The organism is Brevibacillus fortis (assembly GCF_003013395.1).
Classification (GTDB): Bacteria; Bacillota; Bacilli; order Brevibacillales; family Brevibacillaceae; genus Brevibacillus; species Brevibacillus fortis.
This window is the reverse complement of the sequence record NZ_PXZM01000019.1, coordinates 15629-39775: the sequence shown is the minus strand read 5'-3', so window position 1 is coordinate 39775 and position 24147 is coordinate 15629. Positions and strand designations below refer to the sequence as shown.

The 24147-nt window shown below is 45.6% G+C and carries 21 protein-coding genes and 1 pseudogene; 14 read left to right on the top strand and 8 right to left on the bottom strand.

The features are described 5' to 3' along the window. Positions 1–207 precede the first annotated feature (207 nt). The 4 genes from C7R93_RS12615 to C7R93_RS12605 form a co-directional block, all read right to left on the bottom strand. On the bottom strand, positions 208–2211 hold the full coding sequence (locus C7R93_RS12615; protein ID WP_106839138.1) for a serine hydrolase domain-containing protein: 2004 nt from the start codon (positions 2209–2211) through the stop codon (positions 208–210). Positions 2212–2428: 217 nt separating this feature from the next. Beyond that, positions 2429–2581 carry a hypothetical protein gene (locus C7R93_RS30265; RefSeq protein ID WP_167402461.1) on the bottom strand — a complete coding sequence of 51 codons (153 nt, stop codon included), beginning with the start codon at positions 2579–2581 and terminating at the stop codon, positions 2429–2431. 74 nt (positions 2582–2655) lie between these two features. Further along, positions 2656–4656 carry a serine hydrolase domain-containing protein gene (locus tag C7R93_RS12610; protein ID WP_106839137.1) on the bottom strand — a complete coding sequence of 667 codons (2001 nt, stop codon included), beginning with the start codon at positions 4654–4656 and terminating at the stop codon, positions 2656–2658. 213 nt (positions 4657–4869) lie between these two features. Further along, positions 4870–6864, bottom strand: a complete 1995-nt coding sequence (locus C7R93_RS12605) for a serine hydrolase domain-containing protein (RefSeq protein ID WP_106839136.1) — start codon at positions 6862–6864, stop codon at positions 4870–4872. 281 nt (positions 6865–7145) lie between these two features. Between C7R93_RS12605 and C7R93_RS12600 the strand changes: the two genes are divergently transcribed. The 12 genes and pseudogenes from C7R93_RS12600 to C7R93_RS12550 all read left to right on the top strand — a co-directional run bounded on the left by C7R93_RS12600 (position 7146) and on the right by C7R93_RS12550 (position 17872). Then, the gene (locus C7R93_RS12600) at positions 7146–7733 is read left to right on the top strand and encodes a sensor domain-containing protein (RefSeq protein WP_106839135.1); all 588 of its coding nucleotides are present in this window, start codon (positions 7146–7148) and stop codon (positions 7731–7733) included. Positions 7734–7737: 4 nt separating this feature from the next. Further along, the gene (locus C7R93_RS12595; RefSeq protein ID WP_106839134.1) at positions 7738–9546 is read left to right on the top strand and encodes a helix-turn-helix transcriptional regulator; all 1809 of its coding nucleotides are present in this window, start codon (positions 7738–7740) and stop codon (positions 9544–9546) included. 196 nt (positions 9547–9742) lie between these two features. Then, positions 9743–10075: a hypothetical protein gene (locus tag C7R93_RS30630; RefSeq protein ID WP_244191527.1), complete on the top strand. Its 333-nt coding sequence runs from the start codon at positions 9743–9745 to the stop codon at positions 10073–10075. A gap of 89 nt (positions 10076–10164) precedes the next feature. Further along, a complete protein-coding gene (locus tag C7R93_RS12590) occupies positions 10165–12426 on the top strand; it encodes an S-layer homology domain-containing protein (protein WP_244191526.1) in 2262 nt (753 codons plus the stop codon). A 65-nt stretch (positions 12427–12491) separates the two neighbouring features. After that, on the top strand, positions 12492–12881 hold the full coding sequence (locus tag C7R93_RS12585) for an Imm3 family immunity protein (protein WP_158264024.1): 390 nt from the start codon (positions 12492–12494) through the stop codon (positions 12879–12881). Between the two features lie 133 nt (positions 12882–13014). Then, the gene (locus tag C7R93_RS12580) at positions 13015–13638 is read left to right on the top strand and encodes a hypothetical protein (RefSeq protein WP_106839132.1); all 624 of its coding nucleotides are present in this window, start codon (positions 13015–13017) and stop codon (positions 13636–13638) included. Positions 13639–14072: 434 nt separating this feature from the next. Next, positions 14073–14654, top strand: a complete 582-nt coding sequence (locus C7R93_RS12575; RefSeq protein WP_106839131.1) for a hypothetical protein — start codon at positions 14073–14075, stop codon at positions 14652–14654. A 20-nt stretch (positions 14655–14674) separates the two neighbouring features. Beyond that, entirely contained in the window at positions 14675–15568 is an 894-nt protein-coding gene (locus tag C7R93_RS12570; protein ID WP_106839130.1) for a nucleotidyl transferase AbiEii/AbiGii toxin family protein, read from the top strand. 101 nt (positions 15569–15669) lie between these two features. After that, positions 15670–15816, top strand: a pseudogene (locus C7R93_RS31135) (pentapeptide repeat-containing protein); the annotation flags it as partial. Further along, positions 15813–16265: a Dps family protein gene (locus C7R93_RS12560; RefSeq protein WP_106839128.1), complete on the top strand. Its 453-nt coding sequence runs from the start codon at positions 15813–15815 to the stop codon at positions 16263–16265. The pseudogene C7R93_RS31135 and the gene C7R93_RS12560, both read left to right, overlap by 4 nt. A gap of 192 nt (positions 16266–16457) precedes the next feature. Further along, positions 16458–17396 (top strand): type I pantothenate kinase, encoded by a 939-nt coding sequence (gene coaA, locus C7R93_RS12555; RefSeq protein ID WP_244191525.1) that lies wholly within the window; start codon positions 16458–16460, stop codon positions 17394–17396. Between the two features lie 23 nt (positions 17397–17419). Continuing rightward, positions 17420–17872, top strand: coding sequence for a 2-thiouracil desulfurase family protein (locus C7R93_RS12550; RefSeq protein ID WP_106839126.1), 453 nt, complete (start codon positions 17420–17422; stop codon positions 17870–17872). A gap of 31 nt (positions 17873–17903) precedes the next feature. Here C7R93_RS12550 and C7R93_RS12545 read toward each other — a convergent pair whose 3' ends face one another. From C7R93_RS12545 to C7R93_RS12535, 3 genes are all read right to left on the bottom strand, one after another. Then, complete coding sequence (locus tag C7R93_RS12545; protein ID WP_146142427.1) at positions 17904–18434, bottom strand: hypothetical protein; 531 nt, start codon at positions 18432–18434, stop codon at positions 17904–17906. 91 nt (positions 18435–18525) lie between these two features. Further along, complete coding sequence (locus C7R93_RS12540; RefSeq protein WP_106839124.1) at positions 18526–20049, bottom strand: glycine betaine uptake BCCT transporter; 1524 nt, start codon at positions 20047–20049, stop codon at positions 18526–18528. A 94-nt stretch (positions 20050–20143) separates the two neighbouring features. Beyond that, on the bottom strand, positions 20144–21016 hold the full coding sequence (locus C7R93_RS12535; protein WP_106839123.1) for a LysR family transcriptional regulator: 873 nt from the start codon (positions 21014–21016) through the stop codon (positions 20144–20146). A gap of 168 nt (positions 21017–21184) precedes the next feature. Here C7R93_RS12535 and C7R93_RS12530 point away from each other — a divergent pair, with 168 nt between their 5' ends. Both C7R93_RS12530 and C7R93_RS12525 read left to right on the top strand, forming a co-directional pair. Beyond that, positions 21185–22465, top strand: coding sequence for an NCS2 family permease (locus tag C7R93_RS12530; RefSeq protein ID WP_425266734.1), 1281 nt, complete (start codon positions 21185–21187; stop codon positions 22463–22465). Positions 22466–22575: 110 nt separating this feature from the next. Beyond that, positions 22576–22965, top strand: coding sequence for a VOC family protein (locus C7R93_RS12525; RefSeq protein WP_106839121.1), 390 nt, complete (start codon positions 22576–22578; stop codon positions 22963–22965). 64 nt (positions 22966–23029) lie between these two features. Here C7R93_RS12525 and C7R93_RS12520 read toward each other — a convergent pair whose 3' ends face one another. Beyond that, positions 23030–24091, bottom strand: coding sequence for a hypothetical protein (locus C7R93_RS12520; protein ID WP_244191524.1), 1062 nt, complete (start codon positions 24089–24091; stop codon positions 23030–23032). Positions 24092–24147: the final 56 nt, after the last annotated feature.

Genomic DNA, 24147 nt, shown 5'->3' with positions numbered 1-24147 from the left:
CAGAATATTTTACAGACTCCTTTTCTTCGCAGCTATTAATCTTTCAACTCGGTAATCACTAACATTTGATATTCATGCTAAAGCTCGTTTCCTTCTCAATCCCATTCATTTGACTCTTTATGCTCCGCTTGTCCCTTGTGTTTATCGCTATTTTTCACGAATAGTCACTTCCTTCAAGGGAGAAGTTACCTACTTTATCCCAAAAGCTTACCGCTCAATCGGCAAAGAATAGTAACCGAACGCTAAATCAAGCAAGGCACTTGCTTCTTGACGCTTCAGCAAATCTTTTGCGCGGAATGTGAAAGAGCCATCTGCGCTTACTTTCGTATCCGGATCGACGATGCCTTGTGAAGCAAGAGTAGTGATCGCATCTGTTGCCCATGCATCGGCTGTGTCTTGCAGCTTCACTTTGTTGGTTGCCTCCGGTTCAAGCTGCTTCAAAGTTTGGATCATGACAGCAGCGGCTTGTCTTGTGATAGGTGCCGAAGGGTTCAAATCAGGGACGCGCGCGGCCAATTGCTGTCTATTGAGGGCTTCATCCCCGGGAAATCCGTACCAGCCATGTGCTTTGATCAGGGCGTCAATAAATTCGCCTTGTGTCATGGTCCCTGTAGGATCAAATTGACTTCCTGTTTTTGCCCCCATAATGGAAAGAGCGCTGAGATTGTTGATATAGGTCTTATAGCTACTGGTGTTAGAAACGTCTGAGTAAGTCTCTTTCCTATCCATTTTTTGTGAGTGGGCAACGGCATGTGTGACGTTATTTGGCGTTGCATAATAAAAGTATTTGATGTTACCGTTTTTCTCTTCCTTGAACGCGATTTTATTGCCTTCATCATCTACAAACAGCAGTGGATGAATCATGCGTAGCTTTTGTTTTCCACTTGTAGCATCTTCCAGCATGAGTGAGCCATTCTCGTAGGCAATAGAAGTGCGGCCCCAATAGCCACGTGTATTTTGGTACAGCCCGATATATTTTTGTGCATCCTTTTCGCTCAAGGGCAAGTAAGCAGGCTCTGCTTTTTCTTTTTCCGGGAAATAATGATCCATGAATTCTTTGAAAATATCGGCTCTCATGTCCGAATCATTGTTGTAGGACATATAAAAGGCGGTTTTTTGTTCAGGGATCAATACGATCATGGAAGCATGGCCAGGTATGTTTCCACCCTTGAAAACAACGTGCTGACCATTTGCCAGCTCTCTATAAAGGTTTTCAAAGCCTACTGTCGTGACCGGCATGTCCTTTTCCGCGAAAATCTGGTAAGAATGCATCAAGTCAATGCTTTTCTGGCTGACGATTTCCTTGCCATCAAATTTTCCGTTTTGCAGCTGCATGATCAAGTAATTGGCCATGTCTTCTCCCGTTGATAGAATGCTTCCCTGCGGAGCACCAGTTGGAATGAATCCTTCTGCCGGATGTGGCTCGCCATTAGGTCGGTAATGGGCAGCCATTCTCTTCAAGAGCGCAGGCTTCAAGCGTACGCTACTCGAGGACATTCCGAGAGGCTTGAACACTTTTTCATCCATATATTCGTCAAAGGGGATTCCACTTGCTTTTTCCACGGCGTAGCCAGCGAGTAAGAATCCAGTATTATCATACGTATAGACTTCGCCAGGTGGTCGGATGACGGTCGGCATATTATTCTTTGAAACGAATTCATCCATAGACATGTCCTGCTCGATGTATTGTGGACCGAGAAAGGTAGTGATGTCAGGCATATCGAAGCCGCTTGAGTAGGTAAGCATGTCGTACATGGTGAGCGGTTTTCCTGTCTTATTAGGAATTTTTAGCCCACCGAGATATTCCTCTACATTATGATGCAGGTCTATTTTGCCCTCATCGACTTGCTGCAAGACGGCCATGGCGGTAAAGGTTTTCGTTACAGAGCCAATTTGGAACACCGTGTCTTTATCAACAGGAATTTTCTTTTCCTTGTCAGCGAAGCCGTATCCTTTGTTCACGATAACCTTGCCATCGTGGACGACAACAAAGTTGGAACCATTCACATTGAATTTTTTCATTTTATCTGCAAACAGTGGATCGGCAAACGCTTCTACTTCTTTGGCATCCAGCGGTCCTTTTATGTTGGTGGCAGCGATGGAAGCAGTCTGATTTATTTCCATTGCACCGAGCGGCTGCGTGCATACGGCAATCAAGGTCGTGGAGAGAAGAAAAACTGTGAGACTCATTTTTTGAAAAACCTTTTTCATGTGAGATTCCCCTTTTGTTTTATGTTAATTCGTGTTGGGGCACCGACTCCGAGAGTGAGCGCTTGAGCACAGTATCGCAAAGTTCGTGTCATGTTCGGTAGTTGCTTTCTGTCATATGACATTTTTGCACGCGCTCATGGCATGCTCAGCGGATTACGTAGCAAATGAAAAAGGCTGCCGAGTTTCTCGACAGCCTTAAAGTGGGGGAGAGTAGCTATTAATCTTTCAGCTCAGTAATTACTTTTGAAGCACGTTTTTCATCCGGGGTAGGGAACATTTGATATTGATGCTGAAGCTCGATTTCCTTCTCATTCAAGTCACTTGAATCTTTTTGCTCAGCTTGTCCCTTGTGTTTATCGCTATTTTCCACGACCAGTCACCTCCCTCAAAGGAGTAGGGTATACAACAATCCCTACTTTATCCCAAAAAGAGGAAAAAAGATTCTTATCGTTTAATCGGCAGAGAATAGTAACCAAATGCTAAATCAAGCAAGGCACTTGCTTCTTGACGCTTCAGTAAATCTTTTGAGCGGAATGTGAAAGAGCCATCTGCGCTTACCTTCGTATCAGGATCCACGACGCCTTGTGAAACAAGTGCAGTGATCGCATCTTTTGCCCATGCATCGGCTGTATCTTGCAGCGTCACTTTGCTGGTTGCAACAGGTTCAAGCTGCTTTAAATTTTGGATCATGGCAGCAGCGACTTGTCTTGTGATTGGTGCCGATGGGTTCAAATTAGGGATGCCAGCAACCATTTGCTGTCTAATCCCGTCTTCACTCCCGGCCATTACGTACATGCCTTGTGCTTTGATCAGGGCGTCAGCAAATTCGCCTTGTGTCATGGTCCCTGTAGGATCAAATTTACTTCCTGTTTTCGCTCCCATAATGGAAAAGGCGCTGAGGTTGTTGATATGGGTCTTATAGCTGCTGGTGTTAGGGACGTCTGAATAGGTATTGTTAATTTCCATTTTTTGTGAATCGGCAGCAAGGCTAGCGCCTTTTGCCGTTGTATAATAGAAGTATTTGATGTTACCGTTTTGGTCTTTCTTGAACGCGATTTTTTCGCCTTCCTCATCTACAAATAGCAATGGGTGAATCATACGCAGCTTTTGTTTTCCGGTTGCCTCACCCTCAAGCACGAGTGATCCATTCTCATAGGTAATAGAAGTGCGTGTCCAATAGAAACGCGTATTTTGATACAGCCCGAAATATTTTTGCGCATCCCCTTCACTCAAGGGCAAGTAATCAGACTCTGGATCTGCTTTTGCTTTTACTTTTTCCGGGAAATAATGATCCATGAATTCTTTGTAAATATCAGCGCTAAACATTGTGTCATTGTTGTAGGACATGAAAAAGCCGGTTTTTTGTTCCGGAATCAATACCATTAGGGAAGAATGGCCTGGCATGTTTCCGCCCTTCAAAACAACGTGCTGACCATTTGCAAACTCTGGAAAATAGTTTTCAAAGCCTGCGGTAGTGATTGGGATGTCCTTTTCTGCGAAAATCTGGAAAGAATGCATCAAGTCCATGCTTTTTTCGCTGACGATTTCCTTGCCGTCAAATTTTCCGTTTTGCAGCTGCATGATCATGTACTTTGCCATGTCTTCTGCTGTTGATAGAATGCTTCCCTGCGGACCATCAGTTGGAGCGTGTCCTTCTGCCGGACGTGGCTCGCCATTCAGATCGTAATGGGCAGCCATTCGCTTCATGAGCTCAGGCTTGAAGCGTACACTGGTCGAGGTCATTCCGAGAGGCTTGAACACTTTTTCATCCATATACTGGGCATAGGGGATTCCACTTGCTTTTTCCACGGCGTAGCCAGCGAGTAAGAATCCTGTATTATCATACGTATAGGCTTCGCCAGGCGGTCGGATGACGGTCGGCATGTGCTTTGGAAGGAATTCATCCATAGAGATGTCCTGCCCAATGTATTGTGGACCGGTAAAGGTAGTTTCGTCAGGCAATTCGAAGCCAGTTGAGTAGGTGAGCAAGTCGTACATGGAGACCGGTTTTCCTGTCTTATTAGGAATCTTTAGCCCACCGAGATATTCCTCTACATTGCCATGCAGGTCAATTTTGCCGGCATCTACTTGCTGCATGGCAGCCAAGGCGGTAAAGGTTTTCGATACAGAGGCAATTTGAAACACCGTGTCTTTATCAACAGGGGTTTTCTTTTCCTTGTCAGCAAAGCCGTAGCCTTTGTTCACGATGACCTTGCCATCACGGACGACAACAAAGCTGGAACCAGTCACATTAAATTCTTTCATTTTATCTGCAAACAATGGATCGGCAAACGCTTCTATTTCTTTGGCATCCAGCGGTCCTTGGGCAGCAATGGAAGCAGTCTGATTGGATTCCACAGCACCGAGCGACTGCGTGCATGCGGAAATCAAGGTCGTGGAGAGAAGAAAAACGACGAGACTCATTTTTTGTATCACTTTTTTCATATGGGATTCTCCTTTTTGTTGTGGCAACACGTTTTGACGCACCGACTCCGAGAATGAGCGCTTGAGCACAGTATGGCAAAGCTCGTGTCATACTCGGTAGTTACTTCCTGTCATCATTTTTCCGATATACAAAATAGCTGCTGTCTCTGTGATGAAATGATATGACTTGACCTGTCATATGACGTTTTGGCACTGGCTCAGATAGGAGAGGAGTTAGTTTCGTTTAATCGGCAGCGAATAGTAGCCAAACGCTAAATCAAGCAAGGCACTTGCTTCTTGACGCTTCAGTAAATCTTTTGCGCGGAATGTGAAAGAGCCATCTGCGCTTACTTTCGTATCAGGATCAACGATGCCTTGTGAAACAAGTGCAGTGATCGCATCTTTTGCCCATGCATCGGCTGTATCTTGCAGCTTCGTTTTTGTGGTTGCCACTGGTTCAAGCTGCTTCAAATTTTGGATCATGACAGCAGCGACTTGTCTGGTGATTGGTGCAGATGGATTCAAATTAGGGATGCCCGCGGCCAATTGCTGTCTAATCCCGTCTTCACTCCCGGCAAATACGTACATGCCTTGTGCTTTGATCAGGGCGTCAGTAAATTCGCCTTGTGTCATGGTCCCTGTAGGATCAAATTTATTTCCTGTTTTTGCTCCCATAATGGAAAGAGCGCTGAGGTTGTTGATATAGGTCTTATAGCTACTAGTGTTAGAGACGTCTGAGTAGGTCTGTTTCATTTCCATTTTTTGCGAATCGGCAACGAGTAAAGCTCCTTTTGGCGTTGCATAATAGAAGTATTTGATGTTACCGTTTTTGTCTTCCTTGAACGCGATTTTATTGCCTTCCTCATCTACAAACAGCAATGGATGAATCATTCGCAGCTTTTGTTTTCCGGTTATCTCATTCTCAAGCACGAGTGAGCCATTCTCGTAGGTAATAGAAGTGCGGACAAAATAGACACGCGTATTTTGATAGAGCCCGAAATATTTTTGCGCATCCTTTTCACTCAAGGGCAAGTAAGCAGGCTCTGCTTTTTCTTTTATCGCTGGGAAGTAATGATCCATGAATTCTTTGTAAATTTCGGAGCTTAATAACGAATCATTGTTGTAGGACATAAAAAAGCCGGTTTTTTGTTCTGGGACCAATACCATCAGGGAAGAATGGCCAGGCATGTTTCCACCCTTCAAAACAACGTGTTGACCATTTGCAAGCTCTGGAAAATAGCCTTCAAAGCCTACGGTTGTGATCGGGAGGTCCTTATCCGCGAAAATCTGGTACGTATGCATCAAGTCCATGCTTTTTTCGCTGACGATTTCCTTGCCGTCAAATTTTCCGTTTTGCAGCTGCATGATCATATACTTGGCCATGTCTTCGCCTGTTGATAGAATGCTTCCCTGTGGACCATCAGTTGGAGTGCGCCCTTCTGGAGGACGAAGCTCTCCTTTACGACCGACGTAATTGGCAGCCATTCGCTTCATGAGCTCAGGCTTGAAACGTACACTGCTTGAGGTCATTCCGAGAGGCTTGAACACTTTTTCATCCATATACTCGGCAAAGGGGATTCCACTTGCATTTTCCACGGCGTAACCAGCAAGTAAGAATCCAGAATTATCATAGGTATAGGCCTCGCCTGGTGGTCGGATGACGGTCGGCATATGCTTTGGAAGGTATTCATCCATCGAGATGTCCTGATCAATGTATTGTGCACCGGTAATGGCTATGCCATCAGGCAAATCGATGCCACTTGTGTAGGTAAGCAAGTCATACATGGTGACCGGTTTTCCTGTCTTATTAGGAATTTTTAGCCCACCGAGATATTCCTCTACATTGCCATGCAGGTCAATATTACCCGCATCTACTTGCTGCATGGCAGCCAAGGCGGTAAAGGTTTTCGATACAGAGGCAATTTGGAACACCGTATCTTTATCAACAGGGATTTTCTTTTCCTTGTTAGCGAAGCCGTAGCCTTTGTTCACGATGACCTTGCCATCACGAACGACAACAAAGCTGGAGCCATTCACATTAAATTGTTTCATTTTATCTGCAAACAATGGATCGGCAAACGCTTCTACTTCTTTGGCATCCACCGGTCCTTTAATGCTGGAAGCAGTCTGATTTGATTCCATGGCACTGAGCGGCTGTATGCATGTGGTGATCAAGGTCGTGGAGAGAAGAAAAACAGTAAGACTCATTTTTTGAATAGCTTTTTTCATATACGGTTCTCCTTTTTGTTTTTGATAACACGTTTTGGCGCACCGATTCCGAGAATGAGCGCTTGAGCACAGTATGGCAAAGCTCGCGTCATGCTCGGTAGTTACTTTCTGTCATCACTTTTGCCATTTGCAAAATAGCTGTAGTCTTTCTATGAAGTGACATGACTTAGCCAGTTTTATGACATTTTGGTACTGGCTCATGTGACGCGCAGCGGATTACGGTAAGGGCAGACCGTCATCATCGTGTCGGAAAAGGTAAAGATAGGAGAGAGTTTGCTTAGATGAAAAGAGCGATCATGCGTAACGTTCAAAATGTTATCTTTTTGCTGTATACATTTGTCTCGGGGGTATTTTATTTATGCTTTTACTTGGTCAGTATCGTGCTTGGCTTGGCCTTGTCATTTACCGTAGTGGGAATTCCATTGCTCACCAATGTGTTGCGTACAACCCAAACCTTTGTCCAGCATGAACGTATTCAGACGAAAATTTATACCGATATTTCCATAGAACCGTTGACAATGAGACAAAGAGCAGAGGGAAATCAATGGATGCAGGCAAAGGCGGAACTACTGGATGTAAGAAACTGGCTATCCGTTTATTGGCTGATGCAAAAATTCGTCCTAGGCTGTATTTGCCTGGTGATCGGAGTACTCATCTACATTGGACCCGTATGTCTTGCGTTCGTACCGTTGCTGTATCCTTTCGTGGAGCTACATTTTTTCGGGAGCGTAGTGGATTCAGAGCTGAAGGCATTGCAAATTATGAGTTTAGGATTCATACTCATGATCGGGTGCTCCAAGTTCGGGAACGGACTGGTACATTTAATTGGTGGGTACACGCGCTTGATGTTCAAAGCGATTAGGGGATGATAGTTTGTTAGATATTGTAAAACAATGGGCCTGGTATGACTGGGTGATGCTTTTTATACGTCTGATCAGTTGCTTTTCAATCACCGCAACGACTATACAAATGGAAGATTACCTCACTCTGCCTTTATGGGTTGTTGTTTTTTGGGAAATTATCGTATTTTCCGTCCCGTGGATTTGTTTAATGCTGAGCTATCGTTACTATCTGATTGCAGAAATGCTCTTGTTTGGCGGATTATCCCTTTATCTCACGTCGATGTTTCCGGAGGCGTACCTTACTTTATTGACGCCAGCTTTTTTGATTGCCGCCAATAGTGCGGAGAAATCGTATCGCTGGTCGGCTCCCATTACGATTGTTTTCCTTCCACTGCTGATTGTGCTTTTTTCGCGGGAAATTGATGTGTTCGAGATTTTTCCGCAAATCGGGCTTGCCTATGTGTTGGGGTTTGCCTTTCATTTGCTCATCGTCAATCATCGGCAAAATGAAATTATTCGCAAGCAAAACAGTGTGCTGGAGCAGTATCTCACCCAAATCGAGAGAGTGACACTGCTGGAGGAGCGGGATCGACTCTCCAAGGACCTGCATGATACGATGGGGCATTCCTATGTCTCGATCATCATGGGGCTGGAAACCTTGCGTCCGGATGTGGCGTCGCAGGAAGGGACGGAAAAGCTCGACTCCCTCTTGCAGCTTGCGCGAAAAGGCATGAAGGAAGTGAGGGGCTACTTGCATCAGATGGGGTCACCGCAAGATACGCTTCCCTTAGTTCATTCGCTTAGGCAGCTTGGGGAGGAGTTTCAGACACATGCGAAGGTGAATGTACGGTTTCGTGCGATCGGGGAAGAGTATCCTGTTGGTAAGCAGGTGAAAATGACCTTGTTTCGCTGCTTACAGGAATCTTTGACGAATGCGGTACGCCACGGACAGGCTACGGACATCGTCGTTTCCCTGTATTTTGAGCCGCAACAGACGAGGCTGGAAGTACAGGATAACGGTCACGGAATGGAAAATTGGAAGGATGGTTTCGGGATCACGACGATGAAAGAGCGGGCAGCTCATTTGCAAGGAAGAGTATCCGTATACTCAGAGCGGGGAGAAGGAACGATCATTACTTGTTTTGTGCCGAGGCTGGTAGAGAGCGCGGATGAAATCATTCGTTTGTTTATCGTAGACGATCACTCGTTTATCCGGGAAAGCTTGCGCACCATACTCGAGGGACAGCGAGACCTGCGGGTAGTCGGGATGGCCGAGGATGGGGCGCAGGCTGTGGAGCTGTGCGAGGAGCTAGAACCAGACCTAGTGCTGATGGACTTGGAGATGCCGAATATGGACGGGATCGCTGCGACAAAACGAATAAAGGAAAAATGGCCCGGTATTCGTGTCCTTGTCCTGTCTACGTTTCAAGATACTGAAAAAGCCAAGGAAATCATGCGCAGTGGTGCAGACGGCTATCTCTTGAAATCGATTGAATCACGCGAGCTTGCGGAAACGATTCGCCTCGTCCATCGCGGCGGTACGATGATTGCACAGGACCTGCTTCATAAAATGCTGGATGCACAGTCAGCAAACGAACAGGAAGAATTGCTCGATGCACCGAATATAAGCGAAAAAGACGAGAATTCTTATGGGTTAACGAAGCGGGAGCGGGAGATTTTGCAGATGCTTTCCCAAGGCATGCGTTATAAAACGATCGCTTCCAAGCTGTATTTGTCAGACGGGACAGTGCGTAACTATGCGTCTGCTCTGTATGACAAGCTCGGTGTGCGGAATCGGGATGAAGCGCTACAAAAAGGGAAAAAGGAAGGACTTCTGTAACGTAGGATAGCCAGGGAGAGTAGGCCCTGGCTTTTTGCTTTTCCTATCGTTTTCATGCGGAGGATGCATTCTGCCAAAAATAGCTAGTTCATTGTAAATATTTCTTGTTCTGTTAATATAAAGCGTGGTGCAAATTATGGAAATTAGATAGACAGAGCAAGGAGACTATCAAGGAGAGTATTGGTGGAGGACTACAATGAAACGATTGATGGCAGCATTGTTAAGCTTTGTGTTAATCCTAACGGCCCAATCTCATACGGTTCAAGCCAAAGGGAACGACACAAGAGTCGATTACGAACAGCAATATACACGTATCGGGGAGGATTACCATATCCTTAACGATAATGTGCTACTGTCGAAAAAAGATGGAACCGTATGGACTTGGTACATCCATGGCTATCCTCTCAGTTCTTCAGATCCATTCTATCAAGCCAAGATGGTACAAGTTCCGGGCTTGCAGGATGTGAAGGAGATGACAGTCAAGAATAAGCGGCGAGGGGTAACTATATCGTTAACTACGTTGCCCTAAAAAAAGATGGAACTGTGTGGTATTGGGACGCGGACCACGGCACTGTTCTTGACACTAGTCCTACTAGTGCTCCGAGGCAGATCAAAGACTTGAAAAATGTAACTTCACTAGTCACCCATTATAACGGTGCCTACAAGGTCTTGTTCGTATTAAAGTCAGATGGTTCTGTATGGAGTTTGGGAAGTGAAATAAACACCACGAAGGGTGGCTCAACCATTCCAGTCCGAACAAAGCTGCTAGATGATGTCGTATCCATAAAAATGGCTAACGGCGTCGTATTCGCTGTGAAAACAGACGGTTCGGTTTGGAGATGGAAGGCAAATTCGTACCTTCCGAATAACCGCTCGAAAAATAATAGTCCAGAGCAGATGAACGGATTTGCTGATATCGTCAAGATAGAGCCGGGCATTTCTACCAGCTATGCCTATATGAAAGATGGCACGGTCTTGTCTTGGTCAACCGCTGACACGAAAAAGTATCCCTTGTATTTGCATGCAGCAAAAGACGCGCGTACGATGGTCCAATTGGATTCCATGAAAGAGCGGAATATCGACAAAGCTTATGCCTTCCGAGAGGACGATCAGCTTTGGTCAGTGGACAATGATAAAGTTTTCCCAGAGCTTACGGACATCGCTTCCATACACCATGAAGACTTTTCTCCACAAAAAAGGTATTACTATGTATTAAAAAAGGATCAGACTTTGTGGGCTTGGGCAGATTCGATTGCCTTGCCGAAGCTAGTTGTGTTCACGGAAGAAACGGCAGCTCGTAATCGTCCAGTGAAAGCAGACAAACCAACGGACGATCATTCTCGGACAACAACCACGACTGTGATACGAACTTCGCCGGAAATTAGTCTTTACCCATATATCACGATGCTGCAACCTGGCGGCAAACAGTCCATTGCGGTAAATCATTTGCTTCCCGGGACAACGATGACTTACACCATTGACGACCCGAGCATTGGAACCCTATCGAATGTGAATGGTACACAGGTCGTAAAAGCTAACAAGCCCGGGCAGACCATTGTTCGGGCAACTGCAAGCAGAGCTGGTTTTCCTGACGTGACCGCTTCCTTTTTGTTGTACGTCGTTGACAGCAATACGTTGTCCGAGACATATTATACGGCCGTCCAATCGGTACCTGTCGCTGACAGACAGCGTCCGTTTATCGTGGAGGGACTGACACAAGCAGGAGAGCTTGTTATTACAGCGGCAAGCAGCGAAAAGCCTGAGCTTGTGAATGACCAACTCGTCATCACTCCCGAGTTGATTGATCGCGTAGCCGACAATGCGCGGAAGGCTAAGACTGCGGTGGAGCAGACGCTATCGGAAAGCAAGATTGCTCTTGCTAGAGAGTTAGTCGTCAATGGAGAAATTTTGTCTTTGCCTGAACAAAAAGGTTTTACAGTCAAACTGTATAAGGATAGCTTACTCAATCGTAAGGATATCGACTATCTTACCGTTCATGCGGGGAATGCGAAGCTGATGATTAATCTTGCGACCGTAAATCGCCTGTTCCAATCGCTCCCGGTTATTGTGATTCGCTTGGTTGAAGACAATAACGGTCAATATCGCGTACAATTTTCAGATGAACAAGGGCAGGAGCTTTCGAATGTATCAAGCAACATACGGATCATTTTGCCTGCAGATCAGGCGGACGCGACGCATAATAGCGTGTTCTATACGAATGGGAAAATCACGCAGCCTATCGGAGGCAAGTTCAATCCGTACAATAACGGCATGGAAGCCGAAATAAACCGTTCCGGAACGTATTTCTTGGACGATAATGCAAAAACGTTCCCTGATGTTGACAATCGCGATCCTGAGTTACAGCAAGCCGTACAATATCTGGGATCGAAAGGAATTGTAACCGGGAAAGAAGATGGCAACTTTGAGCCTGATTCACCGCTTACCCGTGCAGAGTTCACGGCGATGCTTGTACGAGCTTTTTACGCTTTGGATGAAACGGCGACGGAGAGCTTTTCAGACGTGAACCCGCCGGAATGGCATGTTCCATTTATCGCTTCATCCGAGAAAAAGGATATCGTTAAAGGTTATCCGGATGGCACGTTTAGGCCGGATCATACGATATCCCGTGAAGAAATGGCTGCGATTGGTGCAAGATCATTACATGAAAAGAAAAATTATTTTTACCCTTCGAATACGGAGGACTACTTGAGTCAATTCACAGACCCACACACGATATCTGATTGGGCAAGACCAACGATGGCTTTGGCTGTGAAACAGCGCTTGATCGACGTTCCTGCGGATAAACAGATTAGAGCTGGCGAGGCTGTCACTCGCGGGGAAGCTGCCCGAATGTTGTATCGACTATATTTGCAGCTTTGATACTGTTAATAAATTGCGAAAGGCTTATTCCAACTTGAATGATGAGGGGGAATGAGTCTTTTTGCATGAGAATAGATGGAGGATTTTATATGTATTGGGAGTACGAGGAGTTGTTTGAGGCATTCAATGAAATGTACCAAGGATATAGAGCAGAAATCATGAGGAGTACTGAAGCGCTATCTAGGACCCTTGGTGAATTTGAAACAACGATGAACCTTGGTATCTTTGAAAAATCCATAGTAATGATAGCATATGGAGAGATATTATTAACCCATTCGGAGGTATTTCACAAATCCAAAGAGTACCTTTTAAAAGAATTGGATCGTTTGGATATGCAACAACTAAAGGAAAAACTGTCACTGGAACAATTCGATGATGTTATTACAAGAAAAACCTTGTTATTAGAAAAAATTGAACAGAAGCCAATTGCATATCATTTAGATACGATAGTTTAATCGGAAATTTTCAAACCAATCCCCTAAAAAATTTGACAGCTATTTACATATAGTTGTATATTAAACTACCAAATGTAATCCCTATATACATAAACAATTCTTCTATCAAAACTCCACGAGGAGGAATGACACGATGGAAATGTCTATCACAAGAGGACTCTCAGAATTAAAATTACTTGATAAAAGAATCCAAAAAGGAATCAATGAAACGACTTTCATGTCTTCTGCAATTGGACCTAAGCCAGTAACTGGTTATACGTCAACAGAACTGTATGTGGAAACGACAGAGCGAAACTACCAATCCGTTGTTGATCTAATAAAAAGAAGACAAAAAATTAAGTCACTGATCGTCGAGTCCAACGCAAAGACGATGGTAACGATTAGCGGGAAGAGAATGACAGTGGCAGAAGCAATCGAGCGAAAAACTTCCATTCAATATGAGAAATTACTGCTGGAGAAAATGAGAAGGGATTACAACCACGCCGTCACGCAGGTTGAAGAGAAAAATGAAGAAGTACAGCTGCGATTGGAAAGGCTGCTCGAAGCGAACTTTGGCAAAGACTCCAAGGTAAAGGATACGGAAATGGAAGCGATCTCCAAACCGTTTAAAGAGCAAAATGAAGCGAAGCTCGTAGACCCCTTGAAGTTGAAAGAGAAAATGGATACGCTTAGTAAAGAAATCGATGAGTTTGAGTGTGAAGTCGATTTTATCTTAAGTGAATCCAATACGATGACCAAAATCAATCTTGTGGATTAACAGTTTGATTTGCTAGTCATTTGAATAGCTGATAAACGAGAGTCCCTTGCCTAGTGGGTTAACTAGGCCATCCTACAAATTATTTGGCGATTACGAGGATGAAAGCTCAAAGATTAACGTTCAGATTTCAAAACTTACGGGTCAAAGCTCTTTAGGCTCAAAGGTTAGGATTCAAGATGTAAGACTCGATGAAATCTTGGGGCATTGGTCAATAAAAGTACACTCTCTGGACTTTTCAGTAACCACCAAGCTAAATGGTTAGCAACTAGCACTCTTTTGAAGTAGAGATATGTTGAGAGAATATTCTCAGCGTACCTCTACTTTTTTATTTTATAAACGAAACGGTTAAGAGATAGAAAAGATATGTCGATACAAATAGGAAGAAAAGGAAATAAATTGATTGTGCAATACAAGGAAAGTCAGGGAGTGAAGTAATGGAATTTGAGTTTCATGTTACCTTCAACGATGTACAGCTTGATGAAAAGGAAGCTTTTATCGATCTCTGCCAATCGCAACAAGTGAAACCGGTCATGATCGTCTTGGATCAGGGAAATTACATTAATCAACCAATGATAACAGGAGTAATCAAACGACCAGATTTTCATGAAGCGAATAAAGAGATGGAAAAGATTGCAGCTACGTTTCAAAACAACGGTTTTGCCATCGTCCGAAAAAAAGTAGAGATTTCTCCAAAGGAAGAAACGTATTTTCACCAGCCCATCATAAACTCGAAGCCTTACTTCGAATGGCATGGCAAAGTACAGGTCGATGATGTCGCCGCGTTACGAAATTTATGTGAGGGTGATGGCGGACATATTTCTAGAAACTCTTTGAATGCGAATGGAAAAGTGAGATTTATCACTGTCCGAGAATATGAGAGCCCGAAACAGTTTTACGATCGAGTAGAAAAGATACATTCTATTTTGCAAGTAAATCAGATCGAATTAATCAAAGAACAATATGAACTATGCATTTATGACAGCCGCGAAGAACTGGACAGCGGCTGGATTTCCTAATTGTTAGATGGAGGGTCATGATGATTACGTATGATGATGTAGCAGAGTTGGAATATGAGGCGAGAGAGCTTGTTGTTTTGGAAGCACTGTTGAGAAGAATTGCTCTAGTGAATATGCCCTTTGTATTAAAAGGTAGCCTTCTAACAAGACAATATTTGGACAACCGAGAGACTCGGGACGTGGATGATATCGACCTGTTGTATGTAGGGAAGATTAGAGACGTTGAACATGCGCACGAGACCTTTACCAATTGGATGATTCAGGTGACCGAACTGGATTTGAACGACGGCATCGTGTTTAGAAGTTTTCGGGAGAATGCATTTTGGCGATGTATCGACTATGCCATGGCAGATGACTTTCCGACGATAAATACCGATATCGCCTATTATTTCAAAGGTCAAACAAGAGACGCAGATCAGTATAGCGAGCTTTCTCTGGATATTTCGTTTAACTTGGAAATGGAAAAAGAGCCAGTTCCTCTAGAGTATCGCCCATTCTTTGGAGACAGCTTCCTGGTTCCGTATACGGTACCGCTTTCCATCCAGATTGCTTGGAAACTTCATCAAACCATTGTGCGACCGCGGTTTAAAGATCTGTATGATTTAAAGTTTCTGTTATCACACACGTCCTATGACAATGAAGCCCTTCAGGAAACATTACAAGCCCTCGTCAACGAATGCAGCATCGATCCAGCCATTAAAAAAGAGGATATGAAAAAAGTCCTTGTAGACGATTTACATCACCTATACGATTCATTTTCCTACGATTACGACTTGAGAAAATATGCTGGCAGCATGGATCGTGGGCTCTATTTTACGCAGGTTGTCACTGAGTTGCGTAAAAAGATGGATTTTGCCGGGATTAATGGGTATGTGTTTGAAAGTTTGCCAAGCCCAACTCAGAAAAATTTGTAACAGGATAGTAAGCAAATAAGGCTTGTTCCCTCTGACCAGAGTAGAAGGAATGAGCTTTTTTATATATTTTCAGGGTGTGAGAAAGTTTATCTTTTGATGATGCCAATCTTTGTTATGCTGACTTATCTGGATCAGATTTGCGTCGAGCTTCGTTTCGAAGAGCAAACACAAATGAAAAGAATAGGAACGCCCCATTCACCACATACTACAAACGCTATATCTATACGATGAGAGGTGGAGCGGGATGAGTATGACAATGAGTCGGCCCGTGACCGACGTACTTAATAAACAGGTTGCCAACTGGTCTGTGCTGTATATGAAGCTGCATCACTATCATTGGTTTGTCAAAGGCCCGAACTTCTTTACTCTGCATGAAAAATTTGAGGAGCTATATAACGAGGCAGCCAAAAATGTGGATGAGCTGGCGGAGCGGCTGTTAACGGTTGGGGGCAAGCCTGTTTCGACGTTGAAGGCCTGTATGGAGCAGGCTTCCATTAAGGAAGCGACAGGTGGAGAATCCGCGGATCAGATGGTAGAGGCAGTCGTGAGCGATTTTACACTCCTGATCAAAGAGCTGCAAGACGGGATTACAGCCGCAGAAGCAGGGGACGATGAAGCGACTGGTGACATGTTTTTAGGGATTATGGACAGCTTGCAAAAGCATGTGTGGATGCTGCAAGCTCACTTAGGTAAATAACGAGAAATTCTTTTACAAGCAAAGCTGATGCCATGGGGTATCGGCTTTTTTCTTATGTGTTCATGAAGGCAAAGTGCAGGGCTGGTCTGATTTGGGACAACACCCTTGTTCCCAAGAAAGACATGCTGGTGTAAACTAATTTTGTGATGAAATAAAGAAAGCACTTTCATGATGGAAAGGATGTACATTCCCATGGCATCACCCTATGTTACATTTAATCGCGAGCAGTGGAGCGCTCTGCGGGCTTCCACGCCGCTGACTATATCTGATAACGAGCTTTCCCTTTTGCAGGGCTTGAACGAAAAAATGTCCATGACAGAAGTCGCCGACATTTACCTGCCATTGTCCCGTCTGCTAAATTTGTATGTCGGGGGCACGCAGGAGCTGTACCAGGCGACTCACACTTTTTTAGGGAACCAGGATGGTAAGGTGCCATTCATTATCGGCATCGCAGGCAGTGTGGCTGTAGGCAAAAGCACAACGGCTCGCATTTTGCAGACGCTGTTGTCCCGCTGGCCGAATCATCCGAAGGTCGATTTGGTTACGACAGATGGATTCCTGTATCCGAACAAGGTTCTAGAAGATAGGGGAATCATGAAGCGCAAAGGATTCCCGGAAAGCTATGATTTGCGTCGTTTTATCAATTTTTTATCCGATGTAAAATCGGGTTTGCCTGAAGTGAAAGCGCCAGTTTATTCCCACCTGGTGTATGACATCGTGCCAGATGAATGGCAGACCGTCAGACAGCCTGACATATTAATTGTGGAAGGCTTGAATGTGCTACAACCACCTAGAGGTGACGAAAACGATACGCGTATCTCTGAGGTCATTGTTTCCGATTTCTTTGACTTCACGATTTATGTTCACGCGGAAGAGAAGCACATCCTGCAATGGTATGTAGAGCGGTTCAAGCTGCTGCGCCAGACTGCGTTCTCCGATCCATCCTCGTATTTCAAGCGATACGCGAGTCTGTCTGACGAGGAGGCGACTGAGGTAGCCACCGGCATCTGGACGGAGATTAATGGAGCTAACCTGCGCCAAAACATTTTGCCGACGCGTGTTCGCGCTCAATTGATTTTGGACAAGGGGCAGGATCATAGGGTGCAAAGCGTGAAGCTGCGTAAGCTATAGATAAAAGGTGGGGGACGGTTGTCATGAAAGTGATCAGTGCCTGTTTGATCGGCTGTGAATGCCGTTACGATCAGAAGTCATGCTTGGACCAAGAGCTGGAGCAATTGCTCCGGGAAGGAAAGGCTATCCCTGTCTGTCCTGAACAGCTGGGAGGTTTGCCAACACCACGACCGCCAGCAGAAATCATCGGGGGTACGGGAGAAGATGTTCTGGATGGCAAAGCACGTATCATAGACAACACAGGCCGAGACGTTACCGAGGAATTTTTGATGGGGGCGAACCAAGCGCTGAAGCTGGCGAAAACGGTTGGAGCCTCATCCGCCATCTTAAAAGAGAACAGCCCGTCCTGTGGAAGCTCCTTTGTTTACGATGGCAGCTTTTCCGGGAAAAAAGTGACGGGTGTCGGGCTGACGGCAGCGCTGTTTCGTAGAAATGGGATTGAGGTAACATCTGAGGCGAAGGCATCGAATGAATAACAAAGGGGGACGCGATGGATAGCGTCCCCTTTTACAATCTGCTCATATAATAAGCGCTGTCTTCGAGTAACTCCTGTATTTTGAACCAAGAACGCCAGAGAGAAAAGCTGAAGAAAACACATGCAAGAAATACGAAAATAGGAAGGGCACTGTCACTAAGAAGATTTCGCAGTAAATACCAAACGGCGAGTGTGTACAACAACATTAGGGAATAAAAGATGACATTTCGCTCTTCTCGAATGAGCAGATCGATTTTATTCTCCAGCAATGAAAACTCCAGTTGATTGTCTTTATTCATTTGCTGGCGATCTACCCACGCATTTGGGGTTACAAAGCTGTACAGTTCTATTTCGTTTCCGTGGGGCTCCTTGAGAAATTCCACTTGATACATCATTCCTGTAAAAATCGATCGTTTCATGTACAGATTTTCAGTATAGAGGCGATTTTGATCTTCCCATACATACCAGATAATAAACGAGGCAATGAATAGGATGAAGACAGTTGTCAATTTCCAGTATGGTATCGGTACAATCTTTTTTCGAAAAGAATGATCTAATTCCATGTGATCAGATCCTTTGAAATTTTTACCATATGATACCATAAAAAAGACCCTTCACGAAGCAGAATGCTCCATAGAAGGGTCTTCCTGTTTTTTACAACTCCTTCAACAACCGCTCCAGCTTCTTCTGCTGATCCTTCCGTTTCTTTTTCGCGATCCGGTCTTCTTCCTGTAGTGCCATGACGAGGGAGAAGCACATCAGGACCATGATGACGGTAAAAGGCAGCGCTGCCACAATAGAGGCTGTTTGCAGGCCTTCTAAACCGCCGCTTAGCAATAGAACGATCGCGATAGCGGATTGAAGGACGCCCCAGGTGAATTTTACCCGATTCGAAGGGTCCAGGTTGCCATCAGAAGACAACATGCCGAGCACGAAAATAGCCGAATCCGCCGACGTGATAAAAAACGTGATGATCAACAGAATCGCAACGACAGCCAGAATGTATCCCATGGGCAACTGCTCCAATGCGAGGAACAACGCAGTGGAGATGTCCCGTTGCACAGCGGCACCAATAGGCGCTTGATCAAAAATTTCGAGGTGAAGCGCAGTCCCGCCAAACACGGAAAACCAAATAAAGCTCAACAGACTGGGGACGAGCATTACGCAAATGACGAATTCCTTGATGGTGCGACCTTTGGAGACGCGTGCGATAAACATGCCGACGAACGGCGCCCAGGCAATCCACCACGACCAGTAAAACAGCGTCCAGTTGGCTACCCATGTCCCTTGTGTAAACGGGGTCAGCCGCAAGCTCATCGAGATGAGATTGTTCAAATAGCTGCCCAGCGTACTAGTGAAGGCGTCAAAAATAAACGAGGTTGGGCCCAATACGAGCGTCAACAGGAGGAGCAGCAAGGCCAATACCAGATTCGTATTACTCAAATACTTGATACCCCGATCCAGTCCTGTCGTAGCCGAGAGCAGAAATAGCACGGTAATAATGGAAATGATCACGATTTGGACGGTGGTGTTGGACGGCAACCCAAAGAGGTGAGACAAGCCTCCATTTATTTGCAGAGTTCCGAGGCCAAGTGAGGTTGCGACACCGAATACCGTGGCGATGACAGCCAAAATATCGATCCCTTTTCCGATCGGTCCGTGTATGCGTTCACCGAGCAGCGGGCCAAAGGTGGAGGAAATCAAGCCCTTCGCCCCTTTGCGAAACTGAAAATAGGCAAGAGCGAGGGCAATGAGAGCATAGATCCCCCAAGGATGCAGTCCCCAGTGAAAAAACGCATAGCGCAGAGCGGTTTGTGCGGCTTCAGTCGTTTGTCCTGTCACACCTGCTGGCGGAGAGAAGTAATGAGAGACAGGCTCGGCTACGCCCCAAAAGACAAGACCAATCCCCATCCCAGCAGAAAACAGCATGGCAAACCATGTAGGCAGGGAATACTCTGGCTCGTCATCGTCGCTGCCTAAAGGGATTTGTCCGTATCTGCTGAAGGCAAGGAAGATGCAAAAGATCAGAAAACCGAAAGTCACGATTAAATAAAACCAGCCAAAATTCGTCGTGGTCACTTTCAGTACATGAGAAGCCGCAGAGGCGAAAAGCTCAGGAGAAATCGCGCCGAACAGCACAATGACAAATACAATGGCCAAAGATATCAGGAACGTCATCTTTATCCTCCCGGGAATCTACAAGAAATGGTAATAGTTTATCATCCCGCGGGATTTCCAAGATTATTCCGGATATGATGGCCCTTAAATGGAGTTACGACGAAAACGTCTCGATAAACCGATTTGCTGCTTTGGACAGATGGCGTCCAGACTGCCAGACGACAGCAGCGGAAGAATAAATAGAAGTTCCAGCGAGTCGAATCCCGCGAATTTGTTCGCTCTGATGGGTCTCCCATGCCGAGATCGGAACGATGGAGGAACCGACAGAGGAGGCGACCATGCTGACAATGAGAGAGATGTCCGGGCACTCGCAGATGACGTGCGGGTCCACGCCTAGACGGGAGAATTCCTTGATAATCAAGTCGTAGATGCCCAATCCTGGCGTGCTTGGCATGATAAGCGGGAGTTCGGCGATCTCGCGCATTTCGATTTCCTGGCGATCGGCATAAGGCGAGCTGGCAGGAACGATGAGCACGAAATCCTCTTCCTCCAAAGGAATCATGGTGCAGTTGTTCAACGAGTGGGGGAGGCGCACGATGGCGACTTCTATCGTTCTGCGCTCCAGCCACTGATTGAGGAGTTGTGTATCACCTTTCCAGATCTTATACGTAATGAGCGGATATTTTTGCTGAAACACACGGATTTGTTCTGGAAGGCGGTAGGCAGACAACGCACTTACACCGATGGACAGCGTCCCACGAATGCCTTCGCCTGTTTCTTTGACCTCGGAGAGAGCTTCCTCCATTTGATGAACGATATTGAGTGCCTGTTTATAGAGGGTGATACCTGCTTCGGTCAGCACCATTTGTTTTCCCGAGCGCTCTATGAGCATGATCCCGAGCTCCTCCTCCATTTGCTTCAGTTGCTGACTCAAAGGCGGCTGGGCCATGTTCAGTCTTTTTGCTGCACCCGTTATCTGACCCTCCTCTGCTATGGCGATGAAGTAACGCAGTTGCCGAATATCCACACACAATGCCTTCTTTCCTTACGAGAATGGTTCCATATGAAAACGATATGAAAATTAGATTTTATGGATATTTTTCATATTGATGAAGCTATGATAGCATGTTCCCTGTGAATCTTCACTTCATGGAAAAGACATAAAGGAAAGAAGGGGAATTCCGTGCGTACGTGGATGGAAAAGCTATTTCACTTGCGCGCTTACGACACGACGTTTCAAAGGGAACTCATCGCCGGATTTATTGGCTTTGTCACCATTGTCTACATTGTTGCCGTAAACGCTTCGATTTTAAATGATGCTGGAATACCGATGGAAGCAGGTATTTTGGCGACTGTATTGACGGCATTTATTGGGTCACTTCTCATGGCCTTCTGGGCAAACGCTCCTATTATTCTGGTTCCCGGCATGGGGATCAATGCCCTGTTTACGTTCACGTTATGCCAATCGATGGGCCTCACTTGGCAGGAAGCATTGGCTGCTGTTTTTGTTTCCGGTTTGATCTTTACTGTGATTGCCTTTACCAGGGCGGCGACGATATTGTCCAATGCGATTCCCTCTTCGCTAAAAGAGGCGATTACGGTAGGGATTGGGTTGTTCTTGACCTTCATTGGACTGCAAAAAGGCGGGCTGATCGTCATGAATCCGTCTACGTTTGTCGCGCTGGGTGACTTGTCCAGCCCGTATGTGATCGTCACGCTGCTTACTTTGATTGTTACGTTGATTTTGTTTGTTCGCAATGTACCGGGCAACTTCTTGATCGGAATTACGGTTGGTACAGGACTTGGCTTTTTGTTCGGGATTGTCGAGACGGGTGGGGGAGGATCGTTTTCGTTTGCGGATTACGGAAGCGTGTTTGCGGGTCTTTCCTTTTCTGCCATTTGGGCGTTGCCATTCTGGATCGCGACCTTCTCATTGGCGATGGTCATCGTCTTTGAAAATATTGGCTTGATTCACGGGCATACCTCGATGCTTGGCCAGCCACAGAAGTTTGGCCGTTCGCTGCAAGCAAATGCGTTGTCGGCTGCCATCTCCGGAATTTTGGGAACCAGTCCGACAGTTTCGACGGTGGAGACTGCGGCAGGAATCGCAGCAGGGGGACGGACGGGACTGACCGCACTTGTAACAGGTACCTTGTTCCTGCTGTCACTCGGTTTGCTACCTGTTATCAAAATGATTCCGGATGGAGCCATTGCTCCGGTGCTTATCATCATTGGCGCACTGATGCTGCAAAACGTACAGAATATCAATTTGAAGGACTTCTCGGAAGGCTTCCCTGCCTTTTTGATCATCGTGATTATCCCGCTGTCTTACAGCATTGTAGATGGAATTGCGTTTGGCTTCGTGGCGTATCCGCTCATGAAGCTCGCATTGGGCAAGCGTCGCGAAGTGCCTACGCTCATGTACGTCATCGCGGGATTGTTCTTGCTGAATCTCATGCTGCCGATATTTGCATAAAGAGTACCTTTCCCTCGACTTCAGTCGGGGGTTTTTTGTTCCGTTCTCTAGAAAGGGGCGCAAGGATTGTGAAATAATGGATGAAAAGTCGAAGAACAGGAGGCTTTTCTATGATCCATGAGATGACGTTTCAATTGCGTACTTCTGATTTCGCCAAAGGACAAGCCTGGTACCAGAGCTTCTTGCAAAGAGAGCCGGATTTTGTTCCGCATGAAGGATTTGCTGAATGGGAGGTCTTGCCTGGATGTTGGTTGCAGCTGGCAGAAGGGACGCCCGCAGAAGGAAGCGGTCCCGTGCGATTTGCCGTGATCGATATCGAGACGGAAAGAGAAAGACTGATCCAAGAACTGCAAATCGAACGGTTTGAAATTTTCCAACGGAAAGAAGTGCCGGTCAAGTGGGGAACCTTTGCCGATCCGTGGGGAAATCGTCTTGGATTGTTCGAGTACCTGGATGCAGTTGAAAAAGAGGAGAAGCAAAAAAGAATTGCGAAGCTGTAGATGGAAAAAGTCCCTTTGCCAATGAGAGAGGCAAAGGGACTTTTTGTGGAGAGATGCGTATTGATTATCGTTTTACCAGCGTAAACGCTTGTTTTACTTGGTCCATAGACATCATCAGAGGGATGAATTTCTTCCCTTCTTTGCTTGCTGGGTCAAATACAGTGTCTTGTGGCAAGTTTGCTACATAAATCGTGTTAGTTGCTTGGTTACGAGCAATTTCGTAGCCGACTGGCGGCTCGTCCGGGTTGTTCAGTTTTTTCCAGTCATTTAGGTCAAGCGCGGTGATAACCACAACAGGTACACGATCTTCCGCTTTTTCAGCATTGAAGATGAAGCGGGTTACACTCTTTGCTTCTGGCAAGTATTCATCTGCGTGTGGGCCTGTTTTTTCCTCGACAAGGATGTTGCCGTTCCATGATTTTGGTCCTTTAAAAGCAAAGGCAGAATCTTGGCTTTTGAAAGTATCTTGATAGACTTCGAGTGGTTTTACAGCTGGTTCGAAGTTGGCACTCATCAATTCCCATTTGGTTTGGTTCCACTTCCATTTGGATTTGAGGTAGCCGCGTACGTCTGCATTGTAATCACCAGTCAGACGCTCTGTGCCTTCCAGCACGTAGAGACCATTTTTGTTGAGATCGATTGGTTTCAATTCTACGAAGTCTGCTCCGACTACACCTGCTTTGTTTTTATCCAGACCTGGCAGGCTGAGCTCTTTCGCTTTTCCATCTTTAATGGTGTAGATGTGATTGGTTGTGTAGCCACCGCTTCCGCCAGTGCTTGCAGTAATCATGATCTCGCCTTTTTTATCGTAAGTGAAATCTTGTACGGAGAGCTTTGGCTCATATCCGTTGTCTTTCACGTCAATGTTAAAAGATGTTTTCGTTTTGCCATCTGTTACTTTGATGGTGAGGTCCTTAACGTAAGGGCTGTTCTTTTCTTTTTTCCCGTACAGAACGACTGTGTCTGCGGTTTTGTCACCCGTTACGTCTGCTGTTTTTTTAGAAATCTCTTGCAAGCCTTTTGTTGTAGCCGTTGTGTTGCTTGCATCTGCTGTCATTGCGTACCCTCCGGTGAAAAGTACGGAAGTAAGTACAGTTCCTGTTACGAGTTTGTTCAGGTGTTTCATGTGATGAATCTCCTCCCCAGTCTTGCTGACTGATCATGATGTAATGTGTAGTGTGC